General features: G+C 46.7%; 14 protein-coding genes. 4 read left to right on the top strand and 10 right to left on the bottom strand.

All coding sequences use genetic code 11. The features are described from left to right. Positions 1-12: 12 nt before the first annotated feature. The 3 genes from glgX to malQ all read right to left on the bottom strand — a co-directional run bounded on the left by glgX (position 13) and on the right by malQ (position 6,999). A complete protein-coding gene (glgX, locus tag KO537_RS06605) occupies positions 13-2,208 on the bottom strand; it encodes a glycogen debranching protein GlgX (protein ID WP_219234085.1) in 2,196 nt (731 codons plus the stop codon). A gap of 1 nt (position 2,209) precedes the next feature. Next, the gene (gene glgB, locus KO537_RS06600) at positions 2,210-4,444 is read right to left on the bottom strand and encodes a 1,4-alpha-glucan branching protein GlgB (RefSeq protein ID WP_219234084.1); all 2,235 of its coding nucleotides are present in this window, start codon (positions 4,442-4,444) and stop codon (positions 2,210-2,212) included. Between the two features lie 128 nt (positions 4,445-4,572). Further along, on the bottom strand, positions 4,573-6,999 hold the full coding sequence (malQ, locus tag KO537_RS06595) for a 4-alpha-glucanotransferase (RefSeq protein WP_028760711.1): 2,427 nt from the start codon (positions 6,997-6,999) through the stop codon (positions 4,573-4,575). A gap of 566 nt (positions 7,000-7,565) precedes the next feature. Between malQ and KO537_RS06590 the strand changes: the two genes are divergently transcribed. Then, positions 7,566-8,195, top strand: a complete 630-nt coding sequence (locus tag KO537_RS06590; protein WP_219234083.1) for a peptidylprolyl isomerase — start codon at positions 7,566-7,568, stop codon at positions 8,193-8,195. A gap of 87 nt (positions 8,196-8,282) precedes the next feature. Here the strand turns inward: KO537_RS06590 and KO537_RS06585 are convergent, their stop codons facing one another. From KO537_RS06585 to betI, 6 genes are all read right to left on the bottom strand, one after another. Further along, the gene (locus KO537_RS06585) at positions 8,283-8,759 is read right to left on the bottom strand and encodes a MarR family transcriptional regulator (protein ID WP_006080852.1); all 477 of its coding nucleotides are present in this window, start codon (positions 8,757-8,759) and stop codon (positions 8,283-8,285) included. Between the two features lie 102 nt (positions 8,760-8,861). After that, on the bottom strand, positions 8,862-9,566 hold the full coding sequence (locus KO537_RS06580) for a TorF family putative porin (protein WP_219234082.1): 705 nt from the start codon (positions 9,564-9,566) through the stop codon (positions 8,862-8,864). Between the two features lie 14 nt (positions 9,567-9,580). Then, entirely contained in the window at positions 9,581-10,798 is a 1,218-nt protein-coding gene (locus KO537_RS06575) for a BCCT family transporter (RefSeq protein ID WP_113940625.1), read from the bottom strand. Between the two features lie 350 nt (positions 10,799-11,148). Beyond that, the gene (betA, locus tag KO537_RS06570; protein WP_219234081.1) at positions 11,149-12,834 is read right to left on the bottom strand and encodes a choline dehydrogenase; all 1,686 of its coding nucleotides are present in this window, start codon (positions 12,832-12,834) and stop codon (positions 11,149-11,151) included. 9 nt (positions 12,835-12,843) lie between these two features. Next, positions 12,844-14,307, bottom strand: a complete 1,464-nt coding sequence (betB, locus tag KO537_RS06565) for a betaine-aldehyde dehydrogenase (RefSeq protein ID WP_173497049.1) — start codon at positions 14,305-14,307, stop codon at positions 12,844-12,846. After that, a complete protein-coding gene (betI, locus tag KO537_RS06560) occupies positions 14,298-14,903 on the bottom strand; it encodes a transcriptional regulator BetI (protein WP_173246034.1) in 606 nt (201 codons plus the stop codon). The genes betB and betI overlap by 10 nt, the downstream gene beginning before the upstream one ends. Positions 14,904-15,502: 599 nt before the next feature. On the opposite strand from betI, the gene yiaY reads away from it, so the two are divergent. The 3 genes from yiaY to KO537_RS06545 all read left to right on the top strand — a co-directional run bounded on the left by yiaY (position 15,503) and on the right by KO537_RS06545 (position 18,362). Next, positions 15,503-16,651 (top strand): L-threonine dehydrogenase, encoded by a 1,149-nt coding sequence (gene yiaY, locus KO537_RS06555; protein ID WP_028760717.1) that lies wholly within the window; start codon positions 15,503-15,505, stop codon positions 16,649-16,651. 850 nt (positions 16,652-17,501) lie between these two features. Then, positions 17,502-17,867 (top strand): hypothetical protein, encoded by a 366-nt coding sequence (locus KO537_RS06550; protein WP_028760718.1) that lies wholly within the window; start codon positions 17,502-17,504, stop codon positions 17,865-17,867. Positions 17,868-18,155: 288 nt separating this feature from the next. Beyond that, positions 18,156-18,362, top strand: a complete 207-nt coding sequence (locus KO537_RS06545) for a hypothetical protein (RefSeq protein WP_028760719.1) — start codon at positions 18,156-18,158, stop codon at positions 18,360-18,362. A gap of 80 nt (positions 18,363-18,442) precedes the next feature. Here KO537_RS06545 and KO537_RS06540 read toward each other — a convergent pair whose 3' ends face one another. Next, entirely contained in the window at positions 18,443-18,811 is a 369-nt protein-coding gene (locus KO537_RS06540) for a hotdog domain-containing protein (protein ID WP_006080843.1), read from the bottom strand. Between the last annotated feature and the right edge of the window lie 436 nt (positions 18,812-19,247).

Genomic DNA, 19,247 nt, shown 5'->3' with positions numbered 1-19,247 from the left:
ATTCCTTCATTCCTATAAAATCAAATCAGCATGAAAAAGCATGAGACTACGATCTTGCAGTAAGTATCGCGTCGCAGAGATCTGAACATCCAGCGGCTCAGTTTGGGTATGAATAAGGCATTGCCACGGACTCAAGTGCTCGAAAGTCGGCAGGGTAAAAGCGAGAGGATTGTCGTCGGCATTAACCATCAACAGCAAAGCTTGCTGCTTGCCTTGATCTTCTAAATCACCTGAAAGCACCACAGACAAACTGCGGCACATAGATTCGGTCCACAAGCTCTTGGTCATTTGTTCACCTTGGCGACTAAACCAATCTAATCGAGTACCAATATCGGCTAAGGATTCAGCCAATAACTGTTCGTGAATGAAGCGCTTAGCACATAACAGCGGGAAACGTTTCCGCAGGGCTATAAGCTGTTGAGTAAAGACCAACAGCTCAGTGTCCATGCTCTTTGCCGACCAATCAAACCAGTTCAGTTCATTGTCTTGGCAATAGGCATTATTGTTGCCTTGCTGAGTGCGGCCTGTCTCATCACCGCTCAACAACATAGGCACACCTTGAGATAAAAATAGCGTAGTCAATAAGTTACGTTGTTGACGACTGCGAAGTGCCAGAATTGAGCTATCTTCGGTTTCCCCTTCAATCCCATAATGATGGCTGAAGTTTTCTTGGTGACCATCGCGGTTATCCTCCCCATTTGCCAAGTTATGGCGCTGGGTATAACTCACTAAGTCTTTAAGGGTAAAACCGTCGTGACTGGTTAAAAAATTAAGACTGGTCGCAGGTGGACGGCCACTGTGTTCAAAAAAATCCCCCGAGCCATGAAACCGCCGAGCAAATTCGGGCAACATGCTGTGATCGCCGCGCCAAAAGCGGCGCATAGTGTCTCTATATCTGTCGTTCCATTCGCTAAAAGCCACGGGGAAATTGCCCAATTGATAACCACCAGGGCCGATATCCCAAGGCTCAGCAATTAATTTCACTCGGCACAAAACAGGGTCTTGCAACAGCGCATCGAAGAAACCTGAGCCGGGATCAAAACCATAGGCCTCGCGACCTAAGCAAGCCGCCAAGTCGAAGCGAAACCCATCGACGCCCATGATTTCTACCCAATAACGCAGCGAATCTAGCACTAGCTGTAACATGCGTGGATGATTGATATTTAAGGTGTTTCCGCAACCCGTATCATTAATATAAAAACGCTTATCGTTCGGATGCAGGCGGTAATAACTGAGATTATCTATGCCACGAAAACTAAAGGTCGGCCCAAGTCGACTCCCCTCGGCGCTGTGGTTATAGACCACATCGAGGATCACTTCGATACCTGCGCCGTGAAGTGCATCCACCATGGCCCGAAACTCACCAATATCGTCGGATGACAGATAACTCGGCTCAGGGGCAAAAAAGCCGATACTGTTGTAACCCCAATAGTTAGTGAGCTTTTTCTCGAGCAAAAATGGCTCAGTGAAAAAGGCCTGTACGGGAAGTAACTCGACACACGTCACCCCAAGTTCGGCCAAATAATCGATAGCAGGCTGAGTCGCTAAGCCCGCAAAGGTGGCACGTTTATGGGGTTCAATCTCAGGATGCACCGCCGTAAAGCCTTTAACGTGCATCTCATAAATGATGCTGCTCTCTAGGGGTTTGGGCTGAAACCTCGTCGCAAGGGGCTGAATCGACTGCTTGGCAGCTATCTCGATTAATGGACGAATGTCCACGACCTTGCATTTTGGCACATAGGCAGTGTTATCTAACTTACTGAAAGATAAGTCTTCATCCATGTGGTTCAGCTCGTAACCATAGTTAGACTCATGGTCGCGATATTCACCGACGAGCTGGCGCGCATAGGGGTCGAGCAATAATTTATTGGGGTTAAATCTGTGACCAAGTTGAGGCTCATAGGAGCCATAAACGCGATAACCGTAGAGTTGCCCCGCCTTAAGCCCTTGCACAAACACATGCCAGATTTGCTGGGTTTGTTCAGTTAACGCAATACGCGCGACCTCTTGCTCGCCATTGTCATCAAATAAACATAACTCGACCGCTGTGGCGTTAGCTGAAAATAACGCAAAGTTGACACCATCGCCCTCAACATTAGCACCGAGCGGAAAAGGCTCACCTACCCCTAACGCCCATTTTTCGCTTTGAAATGGGTAGTTTTTAGCGTCAGGATTGAGCTTAATATCATCAGCCGTGGGATTTTGCATGCTAGTTCGCCTCAGCCAATCCGGTTAACACAGGCCCTATGACTAGACAGCCCAAGGGTGGCACAGTGATCAGCGCGCTCTGCGCCATCCCCTGCCACGGCAGCGACTCAGCAACCACAGTGCCCGCATTACCTTGGTTACTGCCACCATAAATCTGGCTATCGCTATTCAGGTATTCGCGGTAATCCCCCGCCAAAGGCAAACCAATACGGAACCCAGTGTGTAATTGGGGCGTCATGTTGATGACAAACACTAACGGCGCATCACCCGCTAACCCGTAACGCACAAAGGTAAAGATGCTGTCGCGGCTATTCTCACAATCTAGCCAACTAAATCCTGCGCCCTCGTAATCTTGAACCGATAAGGCGGGCATTTTTTGATATAAGTGATTGAGATCTTTAAGCCAACGCTGGACGCCTTGGTGCGGCTCGTAAGCCAATAAGTGCCAATCTAAACTCTGGTTATGGTTCCACTCATTTCGCTGACCAAACTCGCAGCCCATAAAGAGTAATTTCTTACCTGGATGCCCCCACATAAAACCGTAATAGGCACGCAGAGTTGCAAATTTCTGCCAATCATCACCGGGAATTTTATGCAGCAACGAGCCCTTGCCATGGACCACTTCATCGTGACTCACGGACAACATAAATTGCTCGGTATAGGCGTACATTAAACTGAAGGTCAATTGATGATGGTGGAACTGGCGGTAAAGCGGGTCACGGCCTAAGTAGCTTAAGCTGTCGTTCATCCAGCCCATATTCCACTTAAAACCAAAGCCGAGACCTTGCTGATCCGTCGGCTTAGTCACCCCAGCAAAGGCGGTGGACTCTTCGGCAATCATGCAAATGCCGGGGAAAGCTTGGTACAAGCGTTGATTCAAAATTTGTAAGAAACTGATGGCCTCGAGATTCTCCCGTCCACCATAAGCATTAGGCAGCCATTGGCCCGGCTCGCGGCTGTAATCGAGATACAACATAGAAGACACGGCATCAAGACGCAGGCCATCGAAGTGAAACTCCCGCAGCCAGTAACAGGCATTACTCAACAAGAAACTGCGCACTTCACCGCGATCATAATTATAAATTAGGGTATCCCAATCGGGATGTGTACCCTTGCGAGGATCTTCATGCTCATACAAACAAGTGCCATCGAAACGCACTAAGCCGTGGGGATCCTTAGGAAAATGCGCCGACACCCAATCGAGGATGATACCAATTCCCGCCTGATGGCAGGCATCCACAAAGGCCTTTAACCCATTGGCATCGCCAAATCTGTGGGTCGGCGCATAGAGACCCACAGGCTGATATCCCCACGAACCATCAAAGGGAAACTCGCTGATCGGCATCAGTTCGATGTGGGTAAAGCCTTGCTCCTTCACATAGGGAATAAGCTGTTCAATCAAGTCTTGATAATCAAGATATTGCTCGCCTTGCTCTCCCTTACGACGCCACGAACCTAAGTGCACTTCGTAGGCCGACATGGGCGCTTTATGCCAAGCAGTCGCCGCTCGCTTACTCATCCAAGCGGTATCATTCCAGCTATGGTGAGCTTTTTGGGGCACGATAGAAGCATTGTGGGGCGCGCATTCCATTTGGGTTGCCATAGGATCGGATTTAGTATGGCGCTCACCATTTTGATAAACCAAATCAAACTTATAGTGTGCACCTTCAGCCACATTGGGTAAAAATAGCTCCCATAAACCATTGGCAATATGTTGGCGCATCACATGGCGAGTATCGTCCCAATGGTTAAAATCTCCCACCACTGAAACCCGCTTAGCATTGGGTGCCCACACACACAAATGCACACCTTCGACGCCTTGGGTTTGACGCCAGTTGGCCCCCAAAAATTCATAGGCGCGCTCGGCGCTGCCTTCACCAAACAGGTAAATATCGTCACTATTGAGCAGGGAATCAAACTGATAAGGGTCGACTATATCTAACTGACACAGGGGATATTCCACCCGTAGCAAGTAGAGAAACGGCTTGACGCGTCGTCCCAGAGTGCCGGCGAACAGTCCCTGCTCGTTGACTTTGTCCAGACTCGCTACTTTGCGGCCATCTTTAATGCTGATCACATCTACACTGAGGGCATTGCGTAAAAAACAACGAACAATTAATGCCTTACCCTCGTTGTCACTGTGCATACCCAAGAGCGAAAAAACATCAGTGTATTGACCATTAAGTAGGGCGACGTCGGCACCATCGTAGAAATAGGCATTGGCTTGAGTCATCATTTTTCTTCCGTTTATCAGTCAATTAAACTTGCAAATTGGCACTCTTTACCCACATCCCCCCTAATAATCTCATCTTTAGGGATGGCATAATGTGGTGCGACTTAGGCAGCCTTTCGCTGGTGCTAGATTTAGCTCGGTAGCTGTCTCGCCACAGCGATATTTTGTAATCGCTGCAGTATCTCTGGCGAAGTCGACACTTGCGTTAAATTCAGCGGCAGGCGACGCTGCCAATTTGGATATTCGAGCCAAGTACCGGGAATGTTCACCGCATGGCGATCGGCTAATAAATCGCACAGTTGCACGCTGTATAGCGCACTATTGCCGCGAGCTCCTAAGGTCATCCAAGCCGTGAGTAAGGTTTGAATATCGAGTTCGGCTATCGTCACATCGGCTAACAGACCTTGAGCGACTAACAGTGAAATGAGTTGCTGCTTTTCATGTTCACGCCCCGCGAGCGCCTCGCCTAGCTGCTCGTCAGTTTCAAACAGGGATAACTGTCGACGCAGGTGTAAATCGCTGCCACACCACCAAGCCACTAAAGTCGGCACATCGTGGTTCGCCAGCATCATTAAGCTTTGGGACTTATATTGATCCGGTGATTTAAAGCCTTGATGGTCTTTGCAGAAATAGAACAACTCGTTGGAATAAATGCCAGAAGTGTAGAGACGATGAATAATGTCAGGTGGCACCAGTCCTAAATCTTCGCCAATCACCACACAGCGAGCACGTTGGCTCTCAAGGCAAACGATGGCAAGCAAGGTTTCGACGGGATAATACACATAGGCACCGTGACCGAGTTGCTTATCCAGCGGCCACCACCAGAGTCGCAGTAAGCCCATCACATGATCGATACGCAAGGCACCACAGCTTTCCATATTGGCTCGGATCAAGGCGATAAAATGGCTGAAATTATGTTGTTTTAACTTCACCGGATCGAGTGGCGTTAAACCCCAATTTTGTCCTTGGGGTGCAAAGGGATCGGGCGGTGCACCTATGCTGGCATTCAAACAAAACTGCTCGGCATTGGCCTGCACTTCACTGCCGTGCAGCGCTGCACCAACGGCCAAATCACGGATCAATCCCAACCCCATCCCCACCTCTTTAGCTTTTAGCTGACAGAGGTGTAACTGCTTTTCAGCAACAAATTGCAGGTAAAGATAGAAACCTTCCTCTTGCACAAACGCTTTAGGACTACGTAAATATTCCGCTTGAGCAAACTCTTGTAGCCCACTGCCCTGCTCACGTACAAACTCATGGAATCTTTGCGCTCTGGGCGTGTCGTTCGCCAGATGCGTATCACAAAAAACGCGATATAACTGCTCAAAGGCACGGTATTTCAGCTCACTGACTTTTGGATAATCGAGCCAATTATCACGATTCAGTAAGGCGATAGCCTCTACCCAAGTAGCGCTTAAAAATTCAGTGGCAAGAGCTTGGTATTCAGGAACGCTTTGTAATTGAATATAAAGAGGATTAAGTCTGCGGCGATCGCACGGACTATAGGGACTCGGATGCTCTGGCGCCGCGATATCGAGGGCATGCAAGGGATTGAGTTGAATAAAATCCGCGCCCTGCGCCGCCACCAGTCCGATCAGTTGTTCTAAATCACCAAAGTCGCCAATGCCCCATTGGCTCTCACTGCGCAAACTGTAGAGTTGAACGCTGATCCCCCAAGGTTTATGGCGTTTACCTTGGGCGACAGCCGTGAGTACGCCTTGGTAGGCGGCCCGCGGCGCCACCATTAAGGTGCCAGAGAACAAAGTGCTGATATCAGCTTCTGCCGTCACACTGCTCTCTAGCGCCAAGCTTGCCGCTTGTGCACTTGTCGATAGGGCATGTTTTAAGCTTAAGGCTATGCGATGAAAGCCCAAACCTAACATAGATAAATCACTCGCATTTTTGTCGGCTGCATGCGCAAATGAGTCTTGGTTTTTTGTAAATGCAGGGTTGTTAGTGAACTCTTGGCTGCTCAGGAAATAGGACGCTAAATTCACCGCTTCAGTCTCGGCGGGCATTAAGTTGTCAGGGGAAGCTTGGGTCTTGGCCTCAGCTAAATCGAGGCGTGCGAATCCCAGTTGCGTAAGATCAAGGCGATAGTGTAGATAAAGCGTTTGTTCAATGCGGTAATCGCCAATGGACTTAAGCGCCGAGAAAGGCACATCGAATACGATGGACTCACCCTGTTCACATTCAATCGCCACACTCAGATCTGAGGTGTAGGTTTCCGGTAAACAAAGGCTTATCCAAGGTTCATCCACAAAACACCAATGGAATTCAGGTAGCACCTGAGTCCAAGGACGGGCATCCAGTAGATCAATTTGCGACGCGATCAGTGCTTCGGTCAATACCGCATCGACACAGGTCAGCCCAGCATCACTCGATAACGCTTCTGTAGCAGGAGTATCAATGGCAGTCCCTGCCACGCTGTTTTTTTCCTGTAACATACAGGTCAAGATACCTTGCCTGTCTACCTCGGAAATATGGATATTTTGGCCAAAACAATCAGTAAATTCTGCTCCAACTCCCCGCAAATACAGCAACTTTTCCAGCCCCATATTTTGTCGCCCCCGCGACCGCTCATCCATAGCTTTAGATATACAGTAACCATGCCAACGAAAAGTAACAAGAAGATGACATAAATATTTCAGAGAAATAACAAAAAACATTTTCAAAAAATCAGTAACTTACTAGAAGCACTCAGTTAAGTTGGCGCTCAGTAGCTATCAGGATATAAAGAGTGGAATGCACTAAATTGGGGCATGCGTTCAGCAAGAGGGCAAGCATGGCTCCTAAAGCATGCAATAAGTGAAGAGCAAAGGGATAGAAATAACATGACAAGCGTAAGTCATTTTTATGTCATTGCGTTCAGACTAATACTAACAAATACGTCAGGTGGCATATTAACCACAGATATCAGTGCAACACTTTGTATCAATTGCATTTTATAACTTGAACAGCCTATCTCTCCTCTGTCAACATCTCGTCTCGCTACAGCATAGAAACATAATAACAACATTAAATTCATGGAACCTGATATGCCCTCGCATATACGCCAGTGGCTCAAGCCCATGGAATGCTAAAGCAAAAACACCCCAATGATGATTGAGAATAAGGATATGAAATGAAGAAGTTATCAGGATTACTATTTGTCGGCTGCATTGCCTTGACGGGTTGTGAAGGAAGTACAGATGGTGATTTAACGCCGACGCCACCGACGCCCGATCCCACGCCGCCAGCCTTAGCTGCGGATGTGTGTTATTTAATGAAAACGACGAAAGGCGATATCACACTTGCCATTGACTTAACTAACATGCCAATCACAGGTAAAAACTTTAAGCAGTATGTTGATAAGTCTTTCTATAACGGCACCTTATTCCATAGAACCATCAATAACTTTATGATCCAAGGCGGCGGTTTTACCACTGGTCTCAAAAGCAAACCGACCAGTGCCTCAATCAAGAATGAAGCCGCAGTCGGTATTAGCAACAAACGTGGCACTATTGCGATGGCAAGAGCAAATGCACCTGATACCGCTGCCTCTCAGTTCTTTATCAATGTATTAGATAATCCACATCTAGACGCGTCAGCGAGTAGTTATGGTTATGCAGTATTTGGCAAAGTGGTTGACGGTATAGAGGTGGTAGATCAAATCAGCATAGTCCCAACAAAAAATATCGAAGGCTTCCAAGACACACCAGTACAAGAGATCCTCATCAATTCAATAACAGAAACAAGCTGCCCTGCTGCCTGATCTAACGCTTAATCGGCTAAAAGCAAAAAAGCACTGAGAATTCAGTGCTTTTTTATCTTATAACTTTAGTCATTGAAAAAACGAAACTTACTCATCCCCTTGGATCTTCCCCACCAAGAGCATAGGCGCCGCATCAATTTTATCGGCGTCCATCATAGTCGCGATACGCTCAACGGCTGAGAGCAATTGACTCTGCTCCCATTCTTCAAGATTCTGATAACGCTTAATAAAATGATCCTGTAGCGGTTTAGGTGAGTCCTGTAACAGCGCTCGGCCCGCATCACTAAGGTATAAATGCACCTTACGTTTATCAGTCTCACTGCGCAGACGGATCACTAAACCACGTCCCTCGAGTCGATCGATAATAGTCGTCACAGTTGCAGGGCTGAGCGTAATTTCTTCCGCCACGGTTTTAGCCAATGGCGCATCCAATTGGGCGATTTTCTGCATCACCATCAATTGCGGCCCAGTTAAACCTGAGTGTTTGTTCAGCTGGCGAGAATGAATGTCGATAGCGCGTATCACTCGGCGCAGCGAAATGAGCAGTTGTTCGTACTTTTCCATCGTTCTTTTCATTCTCCCCATTCTAAGCAACGAGTGCACCTTACCAGAAAGCGCGACTGAACTCACCAAGAGGAGGCACTTTTATGGTAAAAGTCCCTTAGATTACAACATGAATTGACGCGATACCGACAACACAAGACGCTCGTCGCTGGTATCTAAGTTCATGCTAGTATCTTCAGCGGCAAGACTGAAATCAAAGCCACTCCAGCTGGTCAGATAGGCGATACGGAAATGATTAAAAGATTTGCCACCATCCCATGACCATTTATCTTCATCGAGTGATGTCGAGCGATCGACACTAAAGCGAATATCATGTCCTTCAGCGACACTGACAGTATGGCCAAGCAACATAGTGTAATGCTCACCACCCAAACCAAAGTAATCCCATGTATAGGTCAACTTAGCCTCAGAGTGACCCAGTGAACTATCATATCCTAACTTGCTATACAGCTCAGGATAGTTGTACTCATCGGAAAACGACTCGCCGTGGTAAGTGTAATAAGCCAGTCCGACATCAAAACTCAGTTGCTCATTGAGCTGATAAAACTTACCCGCATAGGCATCGAGTTCCAACCAAGTGCTGTCGTTCCCCCCAAAGTCGACGTTCGACGTAAACCCACCCACATACCATCCCGAATCAAAACCGTAATCCAGACTGCCTTGCAGTGCTGGGCCGCTGTCAGTTTGGCTGACACCATTAAAGGTGTAATCCGAAGTGGCCGTCACAGTGGCCGATAATCCGGCATTCGCCACAGTCGACATCAATAACAATCCGCCGGCGACAAGATAAAAACATTTTGATTTCATTATTAATTTTTCCATTAGTTGGCTAGCTCAATTTTAGTAAAGTCAATTTTGTTCTCTTTTGGCGAGCGCTCAATGGCACGAACAGTTTGCAATTGCGTCATCATGATGTAACCAAAACAGCTAAAGATCAGGCCCAGTGCGATTGCACCAACCCATTGAATTTGAAGAAAGTCTAATTGAAACAGTAATGTCAGACTGCAGAGCAAGACTAAGTTAAAGCTGACATATTTAAGCTTGCCTAACCGCTCAATGGTCAAATTAAGATTATCGGTATAGAGGCGCACCAGTGAGTCGAGTGAATTGATTACAAAGGTAATTCCCACAATCACCATCGCCAGATTATAGAAGCCCGAGGTATCTAAGCCATTGGCGCTGTAGTAATAAAGTACAGTGAACCAAATCGCGATGGGGATAGACGGAAACACCATCATGGCCAACAGCACTTGATAGGTTTTCATGCCACCGACAAAGCGCGAGGTAAATTGGCCTATCATAATGCTCCATGCAAACCACCAGAACAGATAAAACTCATGGTAGTCATTGATGGGTAACACAAAATGTTGAATATTGCCGAAGTAGTCACCCAGCATGGCAAAGGTCGTAAAGAACTCGCCCACACTCGAGTCAGCCGATAAAAATGCACTGGCCCACATGATGGCAATCAAGCCTAAAAACAACCAAGTGCTCGCCAGACTCAAGATACGCACATAACGTATGCTAGTGCTGGAATACACAGCCGCGGCGATCACCATAAATACGATTAAATAGAAGCTACCGACTATGGTTTCGCCATCACCTAATTCGGGTAAATACCAAGGTAAATTACTCAATAGCAAATAGGCGGTAAAGGCGCAGGTGCCAATAATTACGATATTATTGATGAACTTAACCCAAGGAATATCGAAGAATCTCACCCTAGGCTCGATGACACAAAAATAAAAACAGGTTAAAAAGTAGAAGCTCCAAATCAAAAAGGCCCAGAAGCCAAACTCAATCGCCAGCGGATTACTAAAGCCGTATTCAGGACTCGCCGCCACATTGGCGTAACCCGCAAACTCGGTGAGCGGAAACATGATCAAGCCGACATCAAGTCCTGAGGTAAACAGAATCGCGATAAAGGTAAAAGTACGCACAGGCGTCACGCCGATACAGCGAATATTGCCCCAGCGATAAATCACAAACGCAATCGCGGTAAAAGTGAACAGTATCCCTGCGGATAATAACCAAGTCATAATGAGCACTCAGTCCCAGTCGATACTGGGTGTAAGTCGGCATCTGGATATAAACCCATAAAATGTAACTCCATGTTTTTATTTAATAATAAAAACTGATCCATTTTTAAAGGCAACGTTCTGCCCTCAAGCCTTAAATATCGCTACTTAAAAACACTCCGCGATAGTTAAACCCTGATAGATGATCAGTCGTGAAAGCGGTCATTTGCACACTCACTGCGGGCTGACCGACCCTTTAGATAAAATGAATCATGACCCTTTTGAGTCATCAATTAATGAGTCACTTCAAAATTGAAGCCGCCAGTCCGTCGATTCGACGGACTGAGCAGGCGTGTTGTTAACTTATGGCTTTAACTTGTCGCAGTACTTCTTTGTGTGGTTTGCCAAGCGTCGGCAACCACAACGGCACAGTCTGCTGGCGCTAACATCTCAGCCTCTAAAATCAGATCCGCGGCGCGCTCAGCCAACATTATGGTCGGCGCGTTCAAATTGCCGTTCGGGATAATCGGGAAAATAGAAGAATCCACCACCCGTAAATTCTGCAAGCCATGCACGCGGGTTTCGGGATCCACCACCGCCATCGCATCCGTGCCCATCTTGCACGAGCAAGAAGGATGATAAGCACTCTCAACCGATTGACGCACAAAGGCATCGATTTGCGCATCGGTTTGCACTTGTGTGCCGGGTTGAATTTCCTCACCACGATACTCATCGAATGGCGTTTGATTGATGATCTCACGAGTCAAGCGCACGCAGGCCCTAAAGCCTTCAATATCATCGGGATGCTGTAGGTAATTGAACTGAATTCTGGGCGGCGCTTTAGGATCTGCCGACACTAAAGTCACGGCACCACGACTCTTAGGCTTGTTATGGCCCACATGTACCTGAAACCCATGACCCGCAAAGGCTTCTTTGCCATCGTAACGCATAGCCGCAGGTAAAAAGTGGTACTGTAAATCTGGCCATTCCAGACCCGCTTTTGAGCGAATAAAACCACAGGACTCGAAGTGATTCGTGGCCCCTAAACCGGATCTATCTAAAATCCACCGAGCACCGATTAAGAACTTGCTGAAAGGATCTAACTTGCCATTGAGTGAAATCGGTTTAAGGCATTTGAATTGGAAATAAAACTCTAAATGATCCTGTAAATTCTGACCAACACCGGGCAACTCATGTTGTAACTCGACCCCTGCATCGGCCAATACTTGGGGCTCGCCAATGCCTGATAATTGCAGTAAATGCGGCGAACCTATTGAGCCAGCAGCTAAAATCACGTCTTTGTTACAACGAATATCTTCAACTTTACCTTTGTGTTCAATGCGAACGCCAACAGCCGTTTGTCCTTCCAATAACACTTTATGCACTAAAGCGTGGGTCACAACCGTGAGGTTACGTCTAGCCATCGCTGGGCGTAAATAGGCATTGGCGGTTGACCAGCGTACGCCTTTTTTGACCGTCATATGCATGGGACCAAAACCTTCTTGCTGCGCCGCATTATAATCGGCGGTCGATAAATACCCCGCCGCGATGCCCGCATCCACAAAGGCTTGGTATAGCGGATTCTGCATCTGATTGCCGTTATTCACCCCTAACGGCCCTGACTCACCGCGATACTCATCGCCACCAAAGGCCCAGGTTTCCGCCTTTTTAAAGTACGGCAAACAATGGCTGTAATCCCAGTTGGTCGCCCCTTGCGCCTGCCACTCATCAAAGTCCCTAGCATGACCACGAACGTATACCATGCCATTGATCGACGATGAACCGCCAAGCACCTTGCCCCGAGGACAATGCATCTTGCGATTATCTAAATATGGCTCAGACTCAGTTTCAAACTGCCAAGCATATTTAGGGCTGTTCATCGGAATTGATAACGCCGTCGGCATTTGAATAAAGATGCTCTTATCGCTGCCTCCGGTTTCTAATAACAGCACTTCGTTTTTAGGATCCTTTGACAAGCGATTGGCGAGCACACAACCCGCTGATCCTGCACCAACTATGATGTAGTTATAATATTTTTGCTCTAATGACTGAGTCAAAATGCCTCCTTAAAATGGGCTTTCTAAGGGCTGCAGACCCACATAAACGGCTTTAATTTGGGTGTAATGCTTGAGTGTCTCGCTACCGTTTTCACGGCCAATACCCGACAACTTATACCCACCTACAGGCATTTCGGCTGGCGAGGCGCCATAAGCATTGATCCAGCAAATACCCGCCTGTAACTGATGAATGACCCGATGAGCACGGCTGATATCTTGGGTAAACACCCCAGCGGCCAAGCCCATAGCGGTATTGTTTGCCCGAGCAATCACTTCGGCTTCCTCTTTAAAGGTGAGTACCGACATCACAGGGCCAAAGATTTCCTCTTTACAGATGCGCATCTCGTCGGTGCAATGGGTGAAAATCGTCGGGGCAACAAAGTAACCATTGGGAGCATTTTCAGGTGTTAATGCTGTGCCACCGGTGAGCAGAGTTGCGCCGTCATCGATACCTTGCTGAATATAATCGAGTACTTTTTGCTGGTGATCTTTGGAGATCAAGGCGCCAAAGTTAGTCTCTGGCGCCATAGGATCGCCCACCACAATATTGGTTTGAGTACGCATAAGCAGTTTTTCGATAAAGCGTGGATAAACTGACTCATGGATAAACACCCGCGTCCCATTAGTACAGACTTCACCTTGGGTATAGAAGTTACCGAGCATGGCACCTGAAACGGCATTATCGATATCGGCATCGTCAAATACGATAAGCGGTGATTTACCACCGAGTTCCATAGTGACGTCTTTTAATGAACTTGCCGCCGCGGCCATGACTTTTTTACCGGTACCGACTTCGCCCGTGAAGGACACTTTGGCAATATCTGGATGCCCCGTTAACCAAGCGCCAACCTTGCCGTCACCCATCACGACGTTAAATACGCCATCGGGCAAACCCGCCTCACTTAAGAGTTGCGCCAATTTCAGTGCGCCAAGCGGCGTTTCTTCCGAAGGTTTAAAAATCATCACATTGCCGCTAGCTAAGGCAGGTGCGGCCTTCCAACAGGCGATTTGCAATGGATAATTCCACGCGCCAATGCCTGCACAAATGCCTAAAGGCTCACGGCGGGTGTAATAAAAATCCCCACCGACTTGCTGCTGCGCGCCTTCAAGCCCAGGGGCAATATGGGCGAAAAACTCGATAGCATCTGCGCCTGTGACCACATCAACCACTGAGGCTTCTTGCCAAGGTTTACCTGTATCGAACACTTCGATTGCCGCGAGTTCATCATTACGAGCCCGCAATAATGCGACCGCGTTTAACAGAATACGGCTGCGTTCAGTGGCACTCATGGCAGACCAAATAGCAAAGCCTTTTTTGGCGCTTTCGATGGCCGCTTGCTGAATTTTTTCATCGGCCACTTGCACTCGGTACGCCAATTGCCCAGTGGCAGGATTGACGACGTCGAAGGTTTCGCCGCTGTCGTTAGCGAGCAACTGACCCGCAATAAAGTTGTACTGTACTTCTACTGACATGTATTGACTCCATGCTGCTTTATCACATTGTGGATAAAGGTTTTGCATAATTTTTCGGCCTGAACAAAATCCTGCTCAGGGGTTTCACTTAAGGCGCTGCGTAACCAAAATCCATCGATCATCGCCGCCGTTTGCTTAGCAGCCATCAGGGCAAACTCTTTGGGCAACACGTGCCGAAAGGAAAAATGTAAGTTGCTGTATAAGCGGCGACTATTGATATTCTGCAAACGGGCTAACTGGGGATCGTGGACGGCCTGTGCCCAAAAACTCAGCCAAGTGTGAGTGACATTTCGTGAGCGCTGTAACTCGGTAAAATTCGCTTCAACTATCATCATTAAGCGCTCTGTTGGCGCCAACACTTGTCCTTGGATTCGATTGAGCAACGCTTGCTTTAACTGCTCGAGCAAGTGGCGCAGCGTCGCTTGGATCAAGCCCTGCTTACCACTGAAATAATGACTGATGATCCCCGACGACATCCCCGCCAACTGACTAATGCTGTTGATGGTCGTGTGCTGCAATCCATGCAAGGCAACCGATGCTAATGTCGCATCGATAAGCTGCTGTCTGCGTATCAATTTCATTGCGGCTTTAGGCATAAATACTCAAGGAATAACCACTCTCTCAATACTCTGAACGACGTTAATTGAACGTTCAATTAACAATCATGATAATGATTAGTGATGTAACTATCAACCTAAAATACCACAGTGACAAAGCTCACAAGTTAGTTATGTAAAAAAGAATTAACCTGTAAAAACAAGATAAAACTATAGATTCCTTTGACTTACGGCCCTACCACAACCACAGCAGTACGCATAAATCAATATTAGATATCAAACTAATTAATTGGAGTTAATGCTACAAATGAGAGTATTCATGAGGTTTAACCTCTGTTAGATTTAACAATTGAGCCGTCAAATGCTGGATAAAAAGTGGGATAAAAAGTAAACGAAAAATGCACAGAAATGATGCATCACCAGGGGCGCTAACAACGCTAAAAAACCATATCGTACGCCAACACTAATACCCGTCATAAAAGTCCGAAATTTAGTTACCCAGTTCCAACTTTAGTGGGAAATTACCCTCAGATAAGCGCCGAACTCGATCAAGCTCACACTTTCACTACCTCCAAATTGGTAGCTTGATCACCAGAAAAGAACACAACTTAATCTTTACAAGCAAATAGGTGGATTTTATGGCTGCTAAATTTTTTATTCCTTCTGTCAACGTATTAGGCCAAGGCGCAGTGGATGATGCTATCGGTGACATCAAAACCTTAGGCTTTAAACACGCACTCATAGTGACAGATAAACCCTTAGTCAAGATTGGCTTAGTGGGTGAAGTGGCCGAAAAACTCGGTCAAAATGGTATTACCTCCACCATCTATGATGGTGTACAACCTAACCCAACCGTGACGAACGTCGAAGCGGGTTTAGCCCTGTTAAAAGCCAACAAGTGTGACTTTGTAATTTCACTCGGCGGCGGCTCACCCCATGATTGTGCCAAGGGTATCGCCCTTGTTGCAACCAACGGTGGCAGCATCAAAGATTATGAAGGGTTAGATCAATCCGCGAAACCACAGTTGCCGTTAGTGGCCATTAATACGACGGCAGGTACTGCCAGTGAAATGACGCGCTTCTGTATCATTACCGACGAAGCCCGCCACATTAAAATGGCGATTGTCGATAAACACACCACGCCTTTGCTGTCGGTCAACGACCCTGAGTTAATGCTGAAAAAGCCTGCGAGCCTAACTGCCGCAACAGGTATGGATGCACTGACTCACGCGGTTGAAGCCTATGTGTCTATTGCAGCGAACCCGATCACCGACGCCTGTGCGATCAAGGCTATGGAATTGATTCAAGCTAACTTAGTCAACGCAGTTGAAAACGGTCAAGACATCAACGCCCGTGAACAAATGGCCTACGCCCAGTTCTTAGCAGGTATGGCGTTTAACAATGCCAGCTTAGGTTATGTGCATGCGATGGCGCACCAATTAGGCGGTTTCTACGATCTGCCCCACGGCGTGTGTAACGCTCTGCTGCTGCCACATGTGCAGGAATACAACGCCCAGGTCGTCCCTGCTCGCTTAAAAGACATTGCCAAGGCTATGGGTGTCGATGTGTCTGCGATGACAGATGAGCAAGGTGCTAGTGCGGCGATAGCGGCAATCAAAAAACTGTCTGTTGCGGTTAAGATCCCAGAAAACCTGACCTTGTTAGGCGTGAAAGCGGAAGATATTCCAACACTTGCGGATAACGCGTTAAAAGATGCCTGTGGATTCACCAATCCAAAACAAGCGACCCATGCGGAGATCTGTCAGATCTTCACTAATGCGCTGTAATTGTGCGCTGTAATCGCCATACCTTACCAATCGCAAGTTAGCACACAACAATCGTGCGCTAACTTGCTGGATAACGACTTATTGTCCTGCTAGTGCGTAAACACGACTTCATCCTCCAATGAATTCGTTTTAGGCTCCAATAGTGCACAGATTATTGCTGCACTATTGGGGCCTTTTTTACACCTGTATCAACAAGATGGTGAGGTAAGTTACTATCTTAAAAATTGAGTAACAAAAACCAACATAAAACTCAGTGTCTATGCACCTTTGCACTGACAAAACACTCACAAATCTGCATATTCAAGAAGAAAGGATCTGAACCTCAAATATTCATAGCAAAATGATATAAAAAACGTGATCTCTGTGGGTTACAGACTGTTACAGATCCGATAAGATGGCCCCAGTTCGCTTTTTCCCTGCAAAAGATGAAGCCAGCTGAGAGGCCCGTTCTAACGAATGGGCCTCTGTCCATTCTACCTTCTGCGTTTCCTCTGCGACAACTTATGCTGCCACTTACTCATATAGCTCCCATCAAAGTTTAATTAACCTATTTACTCCGCTGTTCGCTCTTTTTATCAATAAGACTTACTGACGACCAAGTTGTTGCTTTATTAATCAGTAATTCAGCAAAAGCGAAACTTCACCCAAAACTGAGATCTAGCACAAAGTTATTGGCATAAAACTCATGCTAAATAGAGACATGACAGATTAAGTAAATGGTTAATTTTCATGCAGTAACTATCCTTCTCCGTCAAAAAACATCAAGGCTATATAGACTTAATTAATGATTGACCGAATTCAAAAACGATGCCTATGATGGCAACAATATCCTCGAACAGGTAGGTACGCTATGACTGCAATCACCCATGTATATAACTACACAGTTAGATGTCCACATTACAAAGATCCTGAACATCCCGTTACTTGGTTAAATCATATTGAAATGAACCAGTCCTGTGAGATCGCGTTAAATCGCATCACTAAATGGCACGAGCTTTCTGGGGAAAAAACCTTCGAAACGAATAAGTTTGTGGTTCGTAAAGCCGAAAATGAAGATGCTTACTTCTCAATGCAGAGTGACAGACTCAAAAATGACGGCCATGCCTTAGTCACCTTTAAAATCTTTTTAGACGATTGCTGTGACGATGCGGCGCCAGAAGAAATTATGCAGCACCTGATTGAAGACTATCAACAACGCTTAGCCAAACTCGAATAATCTTTGCAGTATTATTTAGCGACCTTAGACGCCAGTGCGCAAAACGCCACTGGCGTTTTTATTTGTCGAGTTCGATAACTCAACCCGCGACGTCATTTAATGCTCTTAGTTTCACTCACTCGGTTGATACTCGCCCAGAAGCATTGCAACAGCGGCTCAGCAGATAATGTCACCATAGCGTGATTCAGCTCAAGATCTGTTATATTGTCCCGAATGTCATTTAGCACAGTAAAAATGGCAAGGCCCAGTAAATTGAGTTACGAACTTAAATTGAGGATTGGCATCACAATGAATAAAGCGACGCTCATTATTATTCCTTTATTACTCGCTACATCCGCCTGTGCGGATTTAAAGGACGCAGGCCGTGCCATCGGCACAACGACTAAAGAAGTCACCACTGAGATAGGCCACGCGACTCGAGACACGACAAAAGCCATAGGTCATGCTTCACGGGATGCGGTCAAATCGGTAAAAGAGGATTTAACCAAAGACTAATGACAGTGACGCCTAGGCGTCACTGCTCATTTTAAACATCTTATACATTTAAGCATCACGCATTTTAAGCGCCACGCCCCTTAAGCCGCATTCGCCCGAATACCATGGGGCACAGGCAATCCTTGGGCATTCACATGCACAAACACCATCTTATCTATACTCACCACTGGCGCCTGCGTCATCTTATTACGTACTTGGCAGCTTACGGTAATAGAACTGTGGCCGAGACTCACGAGCTCCAGACCAAACTCAATCACATCCCCTTGATGCGCTGGCGTCATAAAGTTGATTTCAGAAATCAGCTTAGTCACATGGCTCGTGCTCTTCATCTGACAGGCAGCAAAGATGGCGGCCTCCTCGTCTATCCAACTGAGCAACTGACCGCCAAACAGTGTATTTGCTGGATTTAAATGTTCAGGTTTAACTAAACGGCGACTGTAATATTTCATGGCGATGACCTCAATGTGAATGCCAATAATCAGCTTTAATACGCTATAACTTTCCACATTATTCAGAGCATTTTTCAGGCCACTATTGATCGCCATTAAATAACAATGAGATAGCAATAAGCTGCTGTAAAATAATCCGATTATTGCACCAAGTCGTATCAGAGTTGCACCATATTAATCAGCGTAATAGTGAACCAATAAGCAAAAAAATAGCGACTCATAGAGTCGCCAAGCTAAGGCAAGCAAAAACTTACTGGGTAGGAAGTTAAGCCACAAAATTTGACTTAAAAACCCGCACAGCACATGTAGGCGAACTGCACGGGGGACAACAGCTGCAGAGCAGCTAAACACAGGCTTACGGGTAACACTCTTTCATACTCGACTCGAGATTTAGGCTGCAAGGTCGGTAACTCATCACAGTCCGCCCTTGCCCTCT

This window comes from Shewanella sp. NKUCC01_JLK, from assembly GCF_019345615.1.
GTDB lineage: Bacteria > Pseudomonadota > Gammaproteobacteria > Enterobacterales > Shewanellaceae > Shewanella > Shewanella oncorhynchi.
This window is presented reverse-complemented; position numbering and strand designations above follow the sequence as displayed.

Bases quoted from the DNA above. Each gene is read 5' to 3' on its own strand.
- KO537_RS06590 (WP_219234083.1), top strand. From the start codon at position 7,566: ATGAAGAAGTTATCAGGATTACTATTTGTCGGCTGCATTGCCTTGACG.
- glgX (WP_219234085.1), bottom strand. From the start codon at position 2,208: ATGCAAAATCCCACGGCTGATGATATTAAGCTCAATCCTGACGCTAAA.
- betI (WP_173246034.1), bottom strand. From the start codon at position 14,903: ATGCCTAAAGCCGCAATGAAATTGATACGCAGACAGCAGCTTATCGAT.
- betB (WP_173497049.1), bottom strand. From the start codon at position 14,307: ATGTCAGTAGAAGTACAGTACAACTTTATTGCGGGTCAGTTGCTCGCT.
- yiaY (WP_028760717.1), top strand. From the start codon at position 15,503: ATGGCTGCTAAATTTTTTATTCCTTCTGTCAACGTATTAGGCCAAGGC.
- malQ (WP_028760711.1), bottom strand. From the start codon at position 6,999: ATGGGGCTGGAAAAGTTGCTGTATTTGCGGGGAGTTGGAGCAGAATTT.
- KO537_RS06545 (WP_028760719.1), top strand. From the start codon at position 18,156: ATGAATAAAGCGACGCTCATTATTATTCCTTTATTACTCGCTACATCC.
- KO537_RS06550 (WP_028760718.1), top strand. From the start codon at position 17,502: ATGACTGCAATCACCCATGTATATAACTACACAGTTAGATGTCCACAT.
- KO537_RS06585 (WP_006080852.1), bottom strand. From the start codon at position 8,759: ATGGAAAAGTACGAACAACTGCTCATTTCGCTGCGCCGAGTGATACGC.
- KO537_RS06580 (WP_219234082.1), bottom strand. From the start codon at position 9,566: ATGAAATCAAAATGTTTTTATCTTGTCGCCGGCGGATTGTTATTGATG.
- KO537_RS06575 (WP_113940625.1), bottom strand. From the start codon at position 10,798: ATGACTTGGTTATTATCCGCAGGGATACTGTTCACTTTTACCGCGATT.
- glgB (WP_219234084.1), bottom strand. From the start codon at position 4,444: ATGATGACTCAAGCCAATGCCTATTTCTACGATGGTGCCGACGTCGCC.
- KO537_RS06540 (WP_006080843.1), bottom strand. From the start codon at position 18,811: ATGAAATATTACAGTCGCCGTTTAGTTAAACCTGAACATTTAAATCCA.